This is a genomic window from Flavobacterium flabelliforme (genome assembly GCF_017948675.1).
Taxonomy (GTDB): domain Bacteria; phylum Bacteroidota; class Bacteroidia; order Flavobacteriales; family Flavobacteriaceae; genus Flavobacterium; species Flavobacterium pygoscelis.
The window spans coordinates 52,755-70,796 of the sequence record NZ_JAGFBU010000004.1 but is presented as its reverse complement, the minus strand read 5'-3'; the positions used below and the strand labels follow the sequence as shown (position 1 = coordinate 70,796).

Annotated in this window: 16 protein-coding genes; 9 read left to right on the top strand and 7 right to left on the bottom strand. The window is 32.5% G+C overall.

Features of this window, described 5'->3' with window-relative positions; genetic code table 11:
- Nucleotides 1-9: 9 nt before the first annotated feature.
- Genes J3S90_RS10900 through J3S90_RS10890 form a run of 3 tightly spaced genes read left to right on the top strand, consistent with a single transcriptional unit; the run spans nt 10 to nt 1,160 of the window.
- On the top strand, nt 10-213 hold the full coding sequence (locus tag J3S90_RS10900; RefSeq protein ID WP_210646230.1) for a hypothetical protein: 204 nt from the start codon (nt 10-12) through the stop codon (nt 211-213).
- Nucleotides 197-712, top strand: coding sequence for a DUF421 domain-containing protein (locus J3S90_RS10895; RefSeq protein WP_188050332.1), 516 nt, complete (start codon nt 197-199; stop codon nt 710-712). The genes J3S90_RS10900 and J3S90_RS10895 overlap by 17 nt, the downstream gene beginning before the upstream one ends.
- 55 nt (nt 713-767) lie before the next feature.
- Entirely contained in the window at nt 768-1,160 is a 393-nt protein-coding gene (locus J3S90_RS10890) for an OsmC family protein (protein WP_210646229.1), read from the top strand.
- 90 nt (nt 1,161-1,250) lie between these two features.
- On the opposite strand, the gene J3S90_RS10885 is transcribed toward J3S90_RS10890, so the two are convergent.
- Genes J3S90_RS10885 through hutH form a run of 3 tightly spaced genes read right to left on the bottom strand, consistent with a single transcriptional unit; the run spans nt 1,251 to nt 4,836 of the window.
- The gene (locus J3S90_RS10885) at nt 1,251-2,597 is read right to left on the bottom strand and encodes an inorganic phosphate transporter (protein ID WP_188050330.1); all 1,347 of its coding nucleotides are present in this window, start codon (nt 2,595-2,597) and stop codon (nt 1,251-1,253) included.
- Nucleotides 2,598-2,627: 30 nt separating this feature from the next.
- Nucleotides 2,628-3,272 (bottom strand): DUF47 domain-containing protein, encoded by a 645-nt coding sequence (locus tag J3S90_RS10880; protein ID WP_188050329.1) that lies wholly within the window; start codon nt 3,270-3,272, stop codon nt 2,628-2,630.
- A gap of 49 nt (nt 3,273-3,321) precedes the next feature.
- On the bottom strand, nt 3,322-4,836 hold the full coding sequence (gene hutH, locus J3S90_RS10875; RefSeq protein ID WP_188050328.1) for a histidine ammonia-lyase: 1,515 nt from the start codon (nt 4,834-4,836) through the stop codon (nt 3,322-3,324).
- A 740-nt stretch (nt 4,837-5,576) separates the two neighbouring features.
- Here hutH and thrA point away from each other — a divergent pair.
- The 4 genes from thrA (at nt 5,577) to J3S90_RS10855 (ending at nt 12,598) form a co-directional block, all read left to right on the top strand.
- Nucleotides 5,577-8,024, top strand: a complete 2,448-nt coding sequence (thrA, locus tag J3S90_RS10870; RefSeq protein WP_210646228.1) for a bifunctional aspartate kinase/homoserine dehydrogenase I — start codon at nt 5,577-5,579, stop codon at nt 8,022-8,024.
- Between the two features lie 90 nt (nt 8,025-8,114).
- A complete protein-coding gene (locus tag J3S90_RS10865; protein WP_210646227.1) occupies nt 8,115-9,038 on the top strand; it encodes a homoserine kinase in 924 nt (307 codons plus the stop codon).
- 194 nt (nt 9,039-9,232) lie between these two features.
- Entirely contained in the window at nt 9,233-10,525 is a 1,293-nt protein-coding gene (thrC, locus tag J3S90_RS10860) for a threonine synthase (RefSeq protein WP_210646226.1), read from the top strand.
- Between the two features lie 648 nt (nt 10,526-11,173).
- Nucleotides 11,174-12,598 (top strand): hypothetical protein, encoded by a 1,425-nt coding sequence (locus J3S90_RS10855; RefSeq protein WP_210646225.1) that lies wholly within the window; start codon nt 11,174-11,176, stop codon nt 12,596-12,598.
- An 86-nt stretch (nt 12,599-12,684) separates the two neighbouring features.
- Here J3S90_RS10855 and J3S90_RS10850 read toward each other — a convergent pair whose 3' ends face one another.
- On the bottom strand, nt 12,685-13,593 hold the full coding sequence (locus J3S90_RS10850; protein ID WP_210646224.1) for an SH3 domain-containing protein: 909 nt from the start codon (nt 13,591-13,593) through the stop codon (nt 12,685-12,687).
- 269 nt (nt 13,594-13,862) lie between these two features.
- Here J3S90_RS10850 and J3S90_RS10845 point away from each other — a divergent pair, with 269 nt between their 5' ends.
- Nucleotides 13,863-14,372 carry a GNAT family N-acetyltransferase gene (locus J3S90_RS10845; protein ID WP_210646223.1) on the top strand — a complete coding sequence of 170 codons (510 nt, stop codon included), beginning with the start codon at nt 13,863-13,865 and terminating at the stop codon, nt 14,370-14,372.
- 320 nt (nt 14,373-14,692) lie between these two features.
- On the top strand, nt 14,693-15,883 hold the full coding sequence (locus J3S90_RS10840) for a BaiN/RdsA family NAD(P)/FAD-dependent oxidoreductase (RefSeq protein ID WP_210646222.1): 1,191 nt from the start codon (nt 14,693-14,695) through the stop codon (nt 15,881-15,883).
- Nucleotides 15,884-15,889: 6 nt separating this feature from the next.
- Here the strand turns inward: J3S90_RS10840 and J3S90_RS10835 are convergent, their stop codons facing one another.
- From J3S90_RS10835 to J3S90_RS10825, 3 genes are read right to left on the bottom strand one after another with little or no spacing between them, the layout of a single operon-like run.
- Nucleotides 15,890-16,273 (bottom strand): DUF3037 domain-containing protein, encoded by a 384-nt coding sequence (locus J3S90_RS10835; protein ID WP_210646416.1) that lies wholly within the window; start codon nt 16,271-16,273, stop codon nt 15,890-15,892.
- Nucleotides 16,251-17,045: a HipA family kinase gene (locus tag J3S90_RS10830; RefSeq protein ID WP_210646221.1), complete on the bottom strand. Its 795-nt coding sequence runs from the start codon at nt 17,043-17,045 to the stop codon at nt 16,251-16,253. Before J3S90_RS10830 ends, J3S90_RS10835 begins: the two co-directional genes overlap by 23 nt.
- A gap of 59 nt (nt 17,046-17,104) precedes the next feature.
- On the bottom strand, nt 17,105-17,974 hold the full coding sequence (locus tag J3S90_RS10825; RefSeq protein ID WP_210646220.1) for an NAD(P)H-hydrate dehydratase: 870 nt from the start codon (nt 17,972-17,974) through the stop codon (nt 17,105-17,107).
- Between the last annotated feature and the right edge of the window lie 68 nt (nt 17,975-18,042).

The following is an 18,042-nucleotide window of genomic DNA, read 5'->3' as shown; positions in this document are numbered from 1 at the left end:
TCAAATGGAATGAAATACAAAAGTGTATTTATCATTATTGCCATTTCACTTGTTTATGATGCCTTAGGCTTTTTATTTGAATATGCTCATTACGAAATTGGAGTAATTACAGGAAAAGAGCTCTTATTAGTCAGTTTGTCTTTGAAAGTTATAAGTGTTCTAATCTTTATAAAAGTGTATTTTAAATCAAAAAGTAATGAACCAATATCTTGATATAATAATTCGAAGCGCAGCTGTCTATTTCTTTATGGTAATCGCATTGCGTCTTTTTGGAAAGAAAGAATTATCACAATTAAATACTGCAGATGTCATTTTAATATTATTAATCAGCAACTCAGTTCAAAATGCGATGGTAGGCAATAACACCAGCTTATGGGGTGGATTGGCGGCAGCTTCTGTTCTTTTTACCATCAATTACATTTTAAAAAAATTAATGTTTAGGTATAGTAAGTTTAGTGATTTCATGCAAGAAAAACCAGAAATATTGATACATAATGGCAATCTAGATTTCAATATTTTAAGTAAACTCAACATCACTTCTGATGAGTTGAAAGAAGCAATGAGAGAACATGGAATCGAATATTTTAAAGATGTAAAACTAGCTATGCTTGAAATTGATGGTAACATAAGTATTATTTCTGGCACTCAAAACCTAAAACAAACTCATTTCAAGCGAAAACACAATCACAAAAATCTAAGTGGACTAAACTAATTATTAAATTATAGCTAATGTTAGTAGAAATTTATTTGTAATCTAAAAAAATATTATGACTAAAATTACAGCACATATTGGTGCAGCAAATTACAGAACAGAAATTAGATCAGCAACAAACACTATTATTTCAGATGAACCAGAAAGTGCCGGAGGAATTGATTTAGGATTTTCACCTTATGAATTGCTCGCATCCTCTCTAGCAGCTTGCACCTGCATTACATTACGTATGTATGCAAATCGAAAAGGTTGGGAATTAAAGGATGTAAAAGTAGAAGTTTATTTTGAAGAAGAAACACAAGAAAATACAACTAAAATAACACGAACCATTGAATTATTTGGAAATTTAGGTCAGGATCAAAAAGACAGATTGCTAAATATTGCAAACAAATGTCCTATTCACAAAATACTAAGCAATACTATTGAAGTCAAATCAGAACTAAAATAGTAAATTCAATAATCAAATTAAGATAAATAATTATTTTCATAAAAAAAACCATTCATTGTGAATGGTTTTTTTTATGAAAATAAGTTTATACTAGAAAAATATATTTAAAATATAATAGATTACTGCTGCCAAAATTGCCGAAATAGGAATTGTTAATACCCAAGCCCAAATCAAACTTACTGTCATCCCCCATCTTACAGCAGAAACTCTTTTTGTAAGTCCTACTCCAATAATAGATCCAGTAATGGTATGCGTTGTACTCACAGGAACTTTAAAATGCTCTGTAAAATATAAAGTCAATGCACCTGCCGTTTCTGCAGCTACACCTTCAAAAGAAGTTACTTTTGTTATTTTAGAGCCCATTGTTTTAACAATTTTCCAACCTCCGCTCAAAGTTCCTGCTGCAATGGCAGAATAACAGGCTAGAGGAATCCATTCAGGCATTTTAAAATCGCCATCTGCGTTAGGAAGAACAACATCCAACCAATGCGGAAGACTTTCTTGCGTAATTCCACTAGTGTGAATATAAACAGTAACGGCTGCAGCAATAATTCCCATTACTTTTTGAGAATCATTTCCACCATGACCTAAACTAAAAGCCGCAGAAGATATTAACTGCATCTTTTTTAACCAATAATTCGATTGATGTAGATTTAAACTACTGAATATCATACAAAAACCACTAATTGATAGGACAATAAAGGCTACTAAAAACCATTTAATGTTGTGAGATTCTAAAGCTACACTCCAAAAATGGGAATCGAAGCGTGGTTTTTTAATCTGATCATAATAAACCATTTGACTCTCTACAAACCAAATTGTCAATATCATCAAAAAAGCGGTAAATATTTTAGGATAAATACTCTTTTTAGAAGCGTTAAGAAGCCAAATAGAGATCAAATATGACATCAATGCACCCAAAACAGGAGCCAAAACAATAAAGGCAATAATAATTAAAACTCCCGAAGGAAAACCACCATCTTTTCCGGCTGTGTACCAGTTTACGGTATCATACCAATAAGAGGTATAGCTTTTTGCACCATCTACAATTGTATATTCAAAAAAACCATGAACTGCAATAGCATGTGCAATAGCAGCGCCTGCAAAACCACCGATCAATGTATGAGAAGAACTTGAAGGAATTCCTTGCCACCAAGTAAATAAATTCCAAATAATAGCTGCAATAACTCCTGCAAGGATTACAACTAAGTCTATTTCTAAGGTATTGGCAGTTTTCGCAACGGTATCCGCTACACCAAAACCAAAAACCCAATAAGCTAAAAAGTTAAAAAAAGCGGCCCAAACTACCGCCTGGAAAGGAGTTAGTACTTTTGTGGCAACAACAGTAGCAATTGCATTAGCCGCATCATGAAAACCATTGATGTAATCAAAGATTAAAGCCAGTACTATGATAACTATAAGTAGAGTAAATTCCATAATTTTAATTTCAGAATAAAACGATTTAAATTAAGAATGTTTTACAGAAATTGATTCTAGGACACTTGCTACGCTTTTGCATTTATCAGCAGCATTTTCTAAAACTGATAATACCTCTTTGTATTTAATAATGTTTTTGGCATCTGTCTCATTTTCGAATAAATCAAGAACTGCTTTATCATAAACATTATCTGATTTATTTTCTAGCTTATTGATTCTAACGATAGCATCAGTGATGTTTTTCATTTTTTTCAAATCTCTCAATTCTCTAACAGCAACATCAATGTTCTGACAAGCTTCTAGATTTATTTCTGTTAGTTTCCTGATCGATTTTGTGATTTTGTCTACTTGGTACAAACGCATTCTACTCGCAGCTCCATGTAAATAATCGGCAACATTATCGATTGAAGTGATCAAGGCATGAATATCTTCTCTATCAAATGGGGTAATAAAATTTCTACTTAACTCTAAATTCGTCTGACGTGTTATGTCCTCTCCTTTTTGTTCTAAAGTATCAATTTTCTGAAAAAGAACTTCACGTTCCTTCAATGGAAGATTAACAGCTTCGTGCAAATTTGTAGCAATTTCAATCAAATTACTTGAAGCCTCTTCAAAAAGAGGAAAGAATTTTTTGTCTTTAGGAACCAAAAACTGGAAAAAATTATTTATGTTCATTTACTTTAAATTTAGTGCGACAAAATTACAGCATTCTTGTCTTTTAATGTTAAGCTAATATTAACAAATCGGTTTCGATTTGAAAAGTATTTAAAAAAGCTACCGTGTTTTCTATATCATAGTGTAAAATTCTGTCATCTTTAATTAACGGAACTTCTTGTCGGTAGGCTGTCAAAAACATTTCAATAAAATCACTCGATTGCAAAGGTCTTCTGTACTCAATAGCTTGAGAAGCGTTCATTAGCTCAATGGCTAAAATTCGCTCCAGATTATCCAAAACTCGCAATGCTTTTGTAGCTGCATTTGCGCCCATACTAACGTGATCTTCTTGACCGTTACTCGAAACAATACTATCTACACTTGCTGGAGTTGCTAATTGCTTATTTTGACTAGCAATACTCGCTGCTGTATATTGTGGAATCATTAATCCTGAATTTAATCCTGGATTATCTACTAAAAAAGCAGGTAGATTTCTAGTGCCCGATATTAATTGATAGGTTCTACGCTCTGAAATGCTTCCTAATTCAGCCAAAGCAATTGCCATAAAATCTAAAGCTAAAGCCAAAGGTTGTCCGTGGAAATTTCCGCCAGAAATGATTTGGTCACTTTCAATAAAAATATTAGGATTATCCGTCACCGAATTAATTTCTGTTTTAAACACTTTCTTCACATACTCAATCGCATCTTTAGAAGCACCGTGAACTTGCGGCATACATCTAAAAGAATAAGGGTCCTGTACGTGTGCTTTAGTTTGCTCGATTATCTCACTTCCTTCTAGAAACCCTTTGATACGGTTTGCCGTTACAATTTGTCCTTTATGAGGTCTAATAAAATGAATTAACTCATGAAAAGGCTCGATTCTTCCGTCGAAACCTTCTAACGAAATGGTTCCTATTAAATCTGCTAAATAAGACAACTTACTTACTTTCATCAAAATATGAGCTCCGTAAGCACTCATAAATTGAGTACCGTTTAATAATGCTAATCCTTCTTTTGATTGCAAAATGATTGGTTCCCAATTAAAAATTTTCATTATTTCACTAGAATGGACTTTTTTCCCTTCATAATACACGTCACCTTCACCCAACAATGGTAAAGATAAATGGGCTAAAGGAGCCAAATCTCCCGATGCACCTAGAGAACCTTGAGTATAAATAACGGGTAAAATATCATTGTTATAAAAAGCAATTAACCGTTCTACTGTTTGCAACTGAACTCCGGAGTGACCATAACTCAACGACTGAATTTTAAGTAACAACATCAATTTTACAATACTACTTGGCACTTCCTCGCCTGTTCCGCATGCGTGAGATTTTACAAGATTCTCCTGAAGTTTAGAAAGATTTTCGTTTGATATTTTCACATTGCAAAGTGATCCAAAACCAGTATTGATACCGTAAATAGCACCAGACTCTGCGGCCATTTTTTTGTCTAAATAATCTCTACACTTCTGAATATTTATTTTTGCTTCTTCTGATAAAGCTAATGCTTTGTGATGCGTAATAATTTCAGCTAATGATTCAAGGCTAAGTAATTCAGTACTAATGTAGTGCGTATTATCCATTTTGATAGTGTTTAAAAAGTAAAATTGAGTAAATCTTTATTATTACACAACATATATTGATAATAATTTAAAAAGAGTCCTTAAACAAAACCAAAAAATAAATTCTTTGTAAAGCCATTACCTAAATTGGCCCGCGTTGTGAGAATAACTTGTATTGGTATTACTATTTGAAAGATAATTCAAGCTATTCATTTTTAACGAAGTAATCCTATCAAAATAAAATAATAAATCGTATTTCTGTATTTTACAATTACCTACTTAAAAAACAGTGTTTTTATATTGTATAAAAAGTTTATTAGCAAATTTGGAATTTTTGACGGTAAAGAATAATAATGAATTAAGAAATAAAAAAGTCTGCAAAATGATTATTAAACAATTTATTCTTCTTACAACTTTAAATTTTGAGCTATTCGCAAAAATGAAACAAAAGTTTTCTAACTCTCTAAAAAAGGTTAGTTTTGTAGTAATAAAATGATAAACAACAGCATAACATATCAATATTCCATAACAACTCCTATTTGGGTTGCAACTGCTGTTACGTTTACTACAACAACTACAATTACCCCTTTGGGGTAAATTTTCTACATATAATCCTATTGTATATTCTCTTTTTTTCTAGAGAAAAAATTTATTGGGCTTATAATAAATAATTCCTTCTCGCATAAACAATGCAAAATCAAGTTGTCACTTTAAAAAAAGGGCAAATCTATTTTATAAAAATAATACAAATACAACTTCGCATGAGAGTTTTAAAATTTGGAGGATCCTCCGTAGCCAATGCAAAAAACATAAAACTTGTTTTAGATATTATCACTAAAAAAGCAGCAACAGAAAAATTAATCGTTGTCGTTTCCGCCTTTAGCAAAATTACCGATTTACTCCTGTTAGCTTCTAAGAAAGCAGCAGCTGGTGACGAGAGTTTTAAAGAAATTCTTGCAGATATAGAGAGACAACATTTGGATGCTTTAAAAGAATTGATTCCGATAAGCGAACAAAGTAGTCTTTTAAGCCATGTTAAAAGAATTATCAACCATTTAGAAACTTTATTAGATGGCTGTTATCTCTTAGGAGAATTATCGTTGCGAACTTCAGATACCATTTTGAGTTTTGGAGAATTACTTTCGTCTTATATTATTGCGGAAGCTTTAAAACAAAATCTAAAAAATAGCGGTTATAAAGACAGTCGCGAACTAATAAAAACAAACAATCATTTTGGTAAAGCAACTGTTAATTTTGAAATCACTAATCGATTAATAACTGATTATTTTGCATCTAATGAAAATCAAGTAGTTGTAATGCCTGGGTTTATCGCAGCTTCTTTAGACGGAATCAACACTACTTTGGGTCGTGGCGGATCCGATTATACTGCGGCAATTATTGCTGGCGCATTGAATGCAACTGAACTAGAAATATGGACAGATGTGAATGGGATGTTTACCGCAAATCCGAAAGTAGTAAAACAAGCACAACCCATTGCCTTTATATCGTATCAAGAAGCAATGGAGCTGTCGCATTTTGGTGCCAAAGTTTTATATCCCCCAACAATACAACCTGTTTTAAGAAAGAACATTCCAATTCTAATTAAAAACACTTTCGAACCGCAAGCCGAAGGAACCTACATTTCCAATCAAGAAATGTCACATACCAATCCTGTGAAAGGAATCAGCCATATTGACAATATTACTTTGATCACACTAGAAGGTTCTGGAATGATTGGCGTAACTGGTTCCTCTAAAAGACTTTTTGAAGTATTATCACATCAAGAAATTAATGTGATTTTTATTACTCAAGCCTCTTCCGAGCACTCTATTTGTATCGGAATTCTAAATTCAGATGCCGATAGTGCAGAAGAATCGATCAATAAAGCTTTTGAAGTTGAAATTTCACAAAATAAAATAGCCCCTTGTATTGTAGAGAAAAATTTATGCATCATTGCCCTAGTAGGTGAGAATATGAAAAATCATCAAGGTTTAAGCGGTAGAATGTTTAGTACTTTGGGGAAAAATAATGTAAATATTCGCGCTATTGCTCAAGGTGCTTCCGAACGAAATATTTCAGCTGTTATTAGCGAAAGAGATGTGAAAAAAGCATTAAATAGTCTTCATGAAACCTTTTTTGAAAAGAACACCAAACAACTGAACTTATTTGTAATGGGAGTTGGAAATGTTGGTGAAAAATTCATCGAACAAATTCACCAACAAAAGAAATTCTTAAAAGAAAATCTTAAAATTAATGTACGCGTTATAGCATTATCTAACTCTAAAAAAATGTATTTTGATGAAGATGGCATTTCATTGAAAGAATGGCGATTTTTGCTAGAGACAGGAGAAACTGCCGATAAAGAAAAGTTTATTACTACAGTAAAAGAACTCAATTTGCGCAATAGTATTTTTGTTGATATTACTGCAAATGAAAGTATTTCTCAAACATACGAACACTTTTTAAAACGTAACATTGCCGTTGTCACTTGTAATAAAATTGCTTGTGCATCTGAATTTGACAATTACAAAAAATTAAAAAAATTATCTCAAAAATTCAATGCCCCATTTTTGTTTGAAACCAATGTTGGAGCTGGTTTACCTATTATTGATACACTAAAAAATTTGATTGCTTCTGGTGATAAAGTACATAAAATCCAAGCTGTTTTGTCTGGAAGTTTAAACTTTATTTTTAATAATTTTGATACACAAAATAGTTTTCATGATGTCGTAAAAGAAGCAGGTATTCAGGGATTTACGGAACCAGATCCTAAAATCGATTTGAGCGGAATTGATGTCGCGAGAAAAATATTGATATTAATACGAGAAAGTGGTTATCAAATGGAAATGAATCAGATTACTAATGAATCTTTTATGCCCGCTGAATGTTTAGATACCACTTCAAACGAAACTTTTTTTGAATCATTAAAAAAACACGCCTCCCATTTTGAAGCCATTTATCAAGAAGCTGTAAGCAAAGATTCAAGACTTAAATATGTAGCACAATTTGAAGACGACAAAGCAAATGTTGGCTTGCGTTTTATTCCTAAAGACCATCCATTTTATAATTTAGAAGGAAAAGACAACATTGTTTTATTCTTTACAGATCGTTACGTTGAGCAACCCTTATTAATAAAAGGTGCTGGTGCTGGAGCCGCAGTTACCGCATCTGGAATTTTTGCAGATGTGATCAGAATTGGAAATAACTAATTAGTCGAAAGTGAAAAGTCTTGCTGTCGAAAGTGAAAAACTTGATGACAAAAAGGCTACAACTTTAGGCTATAAGACTTTAAAAACTTTATGAATACTATTAAAATATTTTGTCCTGCAACTATTGCGAATTTATCTTGTGGATTTGATGTCCTTGGATTATGCCTAGAAACGGCTGGCGATGAAATGATTATTCGAAAATCTGATGTAAAAGGAGTTCGTATTATCAAAATTGTTGGTGCCGATTTACCATTGGAAACCGAAAAAAATGTGGCAGGTGTAGCGGCTTTAGCAATGCTCGAAAATGTAACAACCGAGTTTGGATTTGAAATTGAAATTTACAAAAACATAAAGGCAGGAAGCGGAATCGGAAGCAGTGCGGCAAGTTCTGCAGGAGCTGTTTTTGGAATTAATGAATTATTGGGTCGTCCATTTACCAGAAAAGAATTGGTTTTATTTGCCATGCAAGGTGAAAAACTAGCCAGCGGAAACGCACATGCGGATAATGTTGCTCCTGCCCTTTTGGGCGGATTTACTTTGGTTCGGAGTTACGATCCATTGGACATTATCAAAATTAAAAGTCCATCAGAATTATACGCGACGATTATTCATCCTCAAATTGAGTTGAAAACTTCGGATGCGCGTTCCGTATTAAAACAAAATGTATCGCTAAAAAGTGCCATTGTACAATGGGGAAACCTTGGCGGATTAATTGCAGGATTATACACTCAGGATTACGAATTAATCGGACGCTCACTTCATGATGAGATTGTAGAGCCGTTGCGAAGTGTTTTGATTCCAGGATTTGATTTAATTAAGCAAACTGCTTTAGAAAACGGCGCTTTAGGTTCTGGGATATCGGGTTCTGGACCTTCTATTTTTGCTTTAAGCAAAGGTGTAGACACTGCTGAAAAAATTGCAAAAGCCATGAGTCAAGTATATGAAAATATGAATCTGCCTTATGAAATTCACGTTTCTAGAGTAAATGATGAGGGAATGAAAGTTATTATTTAAAATTTTTGATTAACGATTTTTGATTTCAGATGTAACTGCTTTGCAAAAAATCACAAGTCGTCAATCTATTTTCTAAAATACATTTTAAGAATAAATAATATAAGAATATTGATTAATAATTTATGATTTCAGATGTAATGACGTCACGAAAAAATCATAAATCAAAAATCGTTAATGCGCAATCAAAAATCATAATGAAATACTACAGTTTAAACCATAATGCACCAAATGTTTCTTTTCAAGAAGCCGTAATAAAGGGAATAGCACCCGATAAAGGATTGTATTTTCCTGAAACAATAACGCCATTAAATGCTGATTTTTTTGATACTATTGAAAATCTGAGCAATGAAGAAATTGCTTATCAAGCCATTAAACAATTTATAGGCAATGAAATTCCAGAAATTATCTTAAAAGAAATTATCGCAGAAACATTATGTTTTGACTTTCCAGTGATTGAAGTAGAAAAAGATATTTACGCACTGGAATTGTTTCATGGTCCAACTATGGCTTTTAAGGATGTTGGCGCACGATTTATGTCCCGTTGTTTAGGTTATTTTAATAAAGAAAAAAAGGACAGCAAAAACACCGTTCTTGTTGCCACGTCTGGTGATACTGGTGGCGCTGTAGCCAGTGGTTTTCTTGGCGTGAAAGGCGTTGAAGTCATCATTTTATATCCTTCCGGAAAAGTAAGCGATATTCAAGAAAGGCAATTAACCACTTTAGGTCAAAACATCACTGCTCTTGAGGTTGATGGCGTTTTTGATGATTGTCAAGATATGGTTAAAAAGGCTTTTTTAGATATAGATTTAAAAAACAAGAACTTAACCTCGGCAAACTCTATTAATATTGCGCGTTGGCTACCACAAATGTTCTATTTTTTCTATGCATATAAAGCCTTAAAAAAAGAGAACAAACCATTAATTTACTCCTGTCCGAGTGGCAATTTTGGAAACATTTGCGCTGGCATTATTGCTAAAAAAATGGGATTACCAATCGAACATTTTGTAGCTTCTACGAATGTAAATGATACTGTTCCTAGATTTTTAGAAAAAGGTATTTACGATCCAAAACCCTCCAAAGCTACGATCTCGAATGCAATGGATGTTGGAAATCCAAGTAATTTTATCCGAATTCAGGAGATGTATCAAAATGATTTAGAGCAATTCAAAAAAGATTTTTCTTCATTTACATTTTCCGATGAAGAAACACTGGAAGCAATGAAAACTATTTATAACACCAACGGTTATATTGCAGAACCTCACGGAGCAGTTGGATATTTAGGGTTAAAAAAGGAATTGCAAAACCATAAAAATGCGATTGGTATTTTTTTAGAAACGGCTCATCCTATTAAATTTTTACATACTGTAGAACCAACTTTGAATGTAAAACTACCCATTCCGACACAAATAGAAAGCGTTTTAAATAAAGAAAAAGTAAGTATAAAAATTAAGACTTATGAACATTTGAAAACGTTTTTAATTCAATAAATAAAGTCTCGCTTTAAACCTTTTACTTGATTCAAAATTATAATCCTTACCACAAATTTACCGATGCGTAAAAGATGGAGTAAGGATTTTTTTGTTTGTTATATATTCAAATAATTTATTCCTAACATCTTTTTTATTAGCTCTCTTCGCTATTCTAGTTACTGAGAAAAAGTAGGTTATTTAGCCTCGATAGTAGCGGTATCCTTTATGCTTGGCGTTCAAGCATAAAGATATAGCGAATAGCGAGACGAATAGTGTTAATGAAATCTAAATATCTGCTCCTAATTCAAAATGAGAATTTAGAACTTTTAAATGTTGATTTTTACTAAAAACAAAACTGCTAAAACTTTAAAAATTAAAATATTACATCCTAAAAAAGTAAGCTTATTGGTAAAAAAAATATTTTAAAATCACCCATTGATTTACACATAAATTTTAACTACTTTTGCACAATAATAAGTTGTTTGTGTTCCCCTCTTTTAAGAATAGAAAAAACAACTTATATTCACAAAAAAACAAAACGTAAGTAGTACTAATCTTTTGACTTTTATCAAAATTCGAACAGACTTGTAATGCTTCAAAAAACTACCTGATAAAGTAGCTTCCTATATCAACATAATTTATTTAAAAAGAAGGAGAAAAAAGTTTATGACGAATCATAGCATGAATGCTGTTAGTTTTGAAATTGAATTATTGGACAAACATAAAGAGTATATCAATCAGTATAAATCGAATGATTTTTATTGGGGAGTTGGTATCGAAAATGAATGTTATTTAGAGTTTGAAAAACACCGAACGGTGGATAAAGATTTTTTGCTAACCAAGGGTCTGCATGAAAAGTACAGCGTTAATCATTTTAAGAATTACAAAGAAAATGTATTCGAAAATTCTTTGCTAAAAATCTTAACTGAAAAGGAATACCATATTCCTGTATTGATGAATTCGCATTCGTTTACAAAAACAGATGTAAACAACGAACATGAAACTTTAGATTTTATAGATAAGGAGCCTAATCCTGAGTATTCTGGAGTAAGTATATTTGATAAATTACAAAAAAACAACAGCTATTTTGTAGATGAACTTCAGAAAAAATTCATTTTTGATGGGGATACAATTGAATTTGTAACGCAAGATTTTTACAAAAAAGATGTTGATAGCGTTATTGCTGAGTTAGCAAATATCAAACAAGAATTTACAACGCACTTGCAAAACGGAATGGAGCAAGAAAATATTTTTTCGGAGTTTGGAAAAATAAAAATTTGTTCTGTCAATCATCCTTTTGCCATATTTGTGTCGAATAATGAGAATTATTCTGTTTTTAATAACATGACGTATCATTTTAATTTAACAATTCCGACAGAATTAAACGTGGAAGGTGAAATTAAAGATAAAATTGATTTCATAAAAAAACACCAACGCACGATTCGATTGTTTCAGTGGTTGAGCCCTTTGTTTATGATTAAATTTGGATCTTCCGATTATTTATCACATAACGATATTGATGTAAACTTAACAAAGGCTTCGCAACGATGTGCTATGTCAAGATACATTGGCGTGGGAACTTATGATACTGATGTAATGAAAACGGGTAAGATTGTGCAAATGGATTTTACAGCACATCCGATGCATGATAATCCGAAGTGGTGGGTAAATCGCTACTCCGAAATATCAGATTACGAACAAATTGATAAAATAGGATTGGACATCAATTTTCACAAACATAAAAATCACGGTATTGAATTTAGAATGTTTGATTATTTTGAAGAAAAGCACTTAAAAGAAGTATTGCAATTTCTTGTTTTTATTATGGATCATTCTTTATTACACGAAATTGAAAATCCAATATGCAATTTAGAATGGAATAACTTTACTTTTGAATCGATTGTTCATGGAAAAGAAACCGTTGTTCCAGCTGATTATATTGCTATTTTAGAAGAAATGTTAGTGATCAATATTCCGTCAACGGACCCAATAGAAATCTACAATCAGATATATGCCAGTTTTCATGCAAAATATTATAAAAATGGTTTTTGCAGTTCGTTACTAATTAAGAAAGACGCTATTTTGTCGTAATATTTAGGTAAGATAATTTCATAAAAAAAAGACTTTTTGAAGGTTTAATCCTTTAAAAAGTCTTTTTTTTTATTTTAAATATTTAATTAATCGTGGTAGTAAAAAATCGCAGAGGAATAGCCTTTTTCAGGATCTGGATTTGCCCACCAATCTTTTCTGACTTCAGCAAAATAATTATAATTGTCATAACCTGCTTGCGATTGCAAAGGATAAATCACTTTACCATCTACTCTGTACGCTTTCTCGGTTTCAGTTTCGGGAACGACTACTACAATATGACCGGATTTATTTAGGATAAATCGTTTTGCAGAGATAATTCCTACTCCACCATTTTCATTGACTCTTTTTTGAAGTTCATCAACATTGTCGATTTTTTGCCAACCAAAATTATTGGATGCTTCTTCAAACCAATCATAAAGATAATTGGAGTAAAAAGGTCTTACGGTATCATTAAAAATTAAGGGTACTTCGTTTCCTTTTTCTAACTCCTCTATTGCCTTATCAGTCCATCGCAACCTTGGAATGTATACTTTAGTGAAAAAACAATAATCAAAAGTGTACACATTGCAATACGTATCGGCTTCATCCTTCTGGTATCTGAAACTTTTTGACACGTTTAATTTGTCAATAATTTTTTTTATAGAAGCTTTTTTAGTCTCTACATTTGTTAGATCTCTAAAAGGAATATCAGGATTGCCTATTGGTTTATAGGTTTCTTCTTTAGAATCTAGACTGGATTTTGAACTTGGTTCAAAATTAGGAATTTCTATATCTGAATTTTTAATAATCGTTTCGTCAATAAGTTCTAAATCTTTTGAACACACAAAACCCTCTTTATCAGTATTTAAAAGTTTTACTTTCCACCAATCAGATTCGGTGTCATCAAGTAATTTAACGGTATGCCTAAAAGGAATATCTGCTAAAATCGTAGAATTATCCATCGTCGGCGGAAAATCTCTAAGATTTAATGACGAAGTTGCTACTCTATATTTCATAGTAATCTAATTTAAAACCTAAATTATTTGATGCCAAAATACTAAAAAGCGCTAAGATTACGGCAAAACTAACTAGTTATTTTATAAAAAAAACAAAATTCATATTAGATCTTACTCATTTTTACATTGTTAATTTAAATTTCACGTTTTCGTCATCAATCTGAAAGTCAAAATATTTGAAATATCAGCCAGATACAAAACAATGCAAAGGAAATAACAACATTCTTTTTTATCTTTGAAAACATAAAACCAAAATCCAATTATTTCGCATGATCACAATTGCAACACTTGAAGACGTTTCTGCATTAAACACATTAATAAACGCAGCTTATCTCGGAGAATCATCTAAAAAAGGGTGGACTACTGAAGCAAATATATTAGAAGGACTTAGAACTACGGAACAAGAGTTACAAGAAAACATTATTAATCCTGCTAATACGATTTTAAAATTTACGGAAAACAATGTTATTATTGGTTGTGTATTGCTGGTTGTAAAAGAGCAGCAATTGTATTTAGGAATGTTGACCGTTTCTCCAGAATTACAAAATAGTGGGGTTGGGAAAAAGTTATTAAAACAGGCAGAAATTCATGCTCACGAAAAAGGACTGCCAAAAATTGTGATGACTGTTATTTCGGTTCGAGAAGAACTTATTGCTTGGTACAAACGCAATGGTTATGTAGATACTGGAGCCAGAGAACCTTTTCCTGCAAGTGAATTTCATATTCCGATTTCAGATACACCTTTAGAGTTTATTGTATTAGAAAAGAAGGTTTTGTAAAAGTTGTTTTTTTTTTTAAACATAGAAGACATAGAAGAACATTTAAGATTTAAGATTTAAGTTACGTAAATTATTTTTTAAATTTTCTATCTACACTATTTGTCCTCATAGACTGAGATCTCGCGTAAGGGATTGCGGAGGTATCCTTTATTTTTTTTAGGAAAAAATAAAGATAAAGCCCAAAGCCCGACCTCAAGCAAAGCGAAATAGTAATTTGAATAGTAGTTTTCTGCTTGGGGTTACGCCCAAATTGTACAATAAACTTGCTGTTTTTAGAATAAGTTTAGGATATTGCATGGCATAAACGCTACTTTTGCCACGTGAAAAAATCAGTTTCTATTATTGGAGGAGGTCCAGCAGCACTTATGCTCGCTGCTTTCCTAGATTGCGAGAAATTTAACGTTACCATTTACGAGAAAAATAAAACACTAGGTCGAAAGTTTCTGGTTGCTGGAAAAGGTGGTTTTAACTTAACTCATTCTGAACCTTTAGAGGAGATGATCCATCGCTATTTTCCGCCATCTTTTTTAGAAGAAGCATTGCGGAATTTTGACAATAATGATTTTAGAAATTGGTTAAAAAGTATTGGTATTCCAACTTATGTAGGCAGTAGCAAAAGAGTATATCCGGAAAAAGGAATAAAACCAATTACCGTCTTGAATGCTATTTTAATGGTTCTTGAAAAGCAAGGAGTTGTTATTAAATACAATCATACTTGGACAAATTGGGGAAATAATCAATCTCTTATTTTTAATGAAAATATAGATATAAAATCTGACTATACAATTTTTGCTTTAGGCGGCAGTAGCTGGAAAGTAACTGGATCAGATGGATTATGGGTTGATTTTTTCAAAACAAAAGAGATTTCTACCGTACCTTTTCAACCTTCCAACTGTGGATATCAAGTAAACTGGCCCGAAGATTTTATTTTGCATTATGAAGGTTGTCCGCTTAAAAATATTGCTATTAGCTGTTTGAATAAAAAACAAAAAGGCGAAGCGGTAATTACTCGTTTTGGTTTAGAAGGAAATGCGATTTATGCATTGAGTCCACAAATTCGCCAGGAATTGAGCATTCAACAAATAGCGACTATTTTTTTAGATTTAAAACCAACACTGAATCAGGAAGATATTGCTCAAAAAATTAAGAATACTAACTTTAAAAAGACCAGCGAAACACTTCAAAAAGAACTGAAATTAACTCTAGCACAAATTGGACTTTTAAAAAAATATCTCTCGAAAGAAACCTATTTAAATCCAATTTTATTAGCACAAAACATCAAGAATTTACCCATTGAAATTAGTGGTATGGCACCAATAAACGATGCCATATCAACTATAGGTGGTGTTTCTATTGATGCAGTTGATACCAATTTCCAACTAAAAAAAATGGAGAATTACTATTGCGTGGGCGAAATGCTAGATTGGGATGCTCCTACTGGCGGTTATCTACTTCAAGCTTGTTTTAGCATGGGAGCTCACCTTGCAAGACATTTAAATCAAGTTTCATAACGTTATTCATAGAACCATTTCTTCAAACAAACGCTGTGCTGTTTGTTCCAAATCATTACTAAAGCCCGAATGTGGTCTTGATGTCTGAATTGCTGAACTTCGTAAGGCTGTCAACCAACGAAACCGCTCGGAAAGCTCGAATTGTGCTATAGGTCCACCGTTTTTAGATCCATGTGCAATTTTCTGAAAAGACTCTAGGTTTAATTGGAATTGATCAACATCAAATTCACTACAAAGCATTTCTATTTTTGATTTTTCAATAGTAAAAAGCATCTTTATAAACTTGGCTCTTTTGCAAAAAAGAATAATACCTACATTAAGGAATTCTTCGCGTTCTACCCTTGGTACAACACGGATTACCGCATACTCATATAAGTGTTTTTCTTGCATTTTTGGCTTCATTTATAAAAATTTCAGAATGATTTAATCGTATTAGTAAAAACTGAAGATAAACTTCCCGAATCGCTTCGGGAGTTTCCTCACTATCCTCCCAAACTAACCATTCTTCTGGAATCAAATTAACAATAGATTGTAAAACTTCTGGAGATAAAATGGCTTTAAATTCTGAATCTACTTCATTCAAAACAGCAGCTTGCGGCAACAAAACATGATCTTTTATCAATGCAAAAGGACTTTGGGCATGCTTTTCCCAATTGTTCCAAGAATGATGAAAATACAAACATGCTCCATGATCGATGAGCCATAATTCCTTATGCCACATTAACATATTAGTGTTTCTAAAAGTTCTATCCACATTTGTTATATAGGCATCTAACCAGACAATTTGAGACGCCAGTTTTGCATCGACAACCGTTACTACAGGATCATAATTGATAGCTCCAGATAAATAATGCATCGCCAAATTAAGTCCTTGACTTCCTTGTAATAGATCTTGGATTTCTTCATCAGCTTCGCTGCGACCAAAAGCTTCATCAAGATTTGCGAAAACAAGTTCTGGCATTTTTAGTTTTAAAACGCGTGCTATTTCGCCTCCAATTAATTCGGCAATTAGTGCTTTTACACCGTGACCAGCCCCTTTAAATTTTAATACATATTTAAAGTCGTCATCGGCTTCCGCCAAAGCAGGCAAAGAGCCACCTTCTCGCAACGGAGTAATGTATCGAGTAACATTTACAGTTCTTAATTGTGGTTTATTTTCCATAAACTAATTTTAATGGCTTTTTTGCGCGTTTGCAAACTTACAAATATCTGCGCTTAATTTTATAGGAGTTCTTGTCGTTCAATATTATTTTCTAAACTCAGATAGGTTTTACCAATTGTATCAATAATTGTAGAAGCGATAAAAGATTGATAACCCGTTTCTGGCAAGGCAATATCAGCAGTTAAACCATGAAGATAAACACCAATAATCGCAGCATTTAGTGGTTCGTAAGATTGTGCCAATAAGCTTGTAATCATTCCAGTTAACACATCGCCACTTCCGGCTGTAGCCAATGCGGCATTACCTGTAGTGTTTTGGTAAATTGTATCTCCATCGATTATATATGTTGGTGCACCTTTCATAACCACTATTAAATCGTATTGAAGCGAAAAAGCGATAGTTTTATCCATTTTGTCTTCGTCAGAATTCCATTTTCCGATAAGTCGTTCTAGTTCTTTTGGATGTGGAGTTAAAACAGTTTTTGGTTGTAATAAAGTCATCCAAGATTTATGTAGCGATAAAATATTTAAAGCATCCGCATCAATAACTAGTGGTATTTTATTGGATTTTAAAAATTTCTGAAAGGCGTTTTGAGTTGAAAACTCCTGCCCTATTCCGGGCCCAATACCAATTGCTTGTGGCAGAATTTGAAAATTTATGTTCGAAATAAACTCCTCTTCTTTGTCTGTTAACACCATGACTTCAGGGATGGAGATCTGAACAATTTCATAACCACATTTGGGAATAAAAGCCGTTACTAAACCGCAACCCGTTTTGAGAGCAGCTTTTGCCGATAAACAAACCGAACCTATTTTTCCATAACTGCCGCCAATTAATAATGCGTGCCCTTGAATACCTTTGTGCGTATATTTATTGATGGGTTTATATCGTTTTATAATTTCTGATTTGTCAATAAAAATAGGTTTCATAGTCGATTTTGTTTCTTTAAAAATACAATTTTATATTGAAAAGAGAGAAAACCTGTTCTAATTTATTA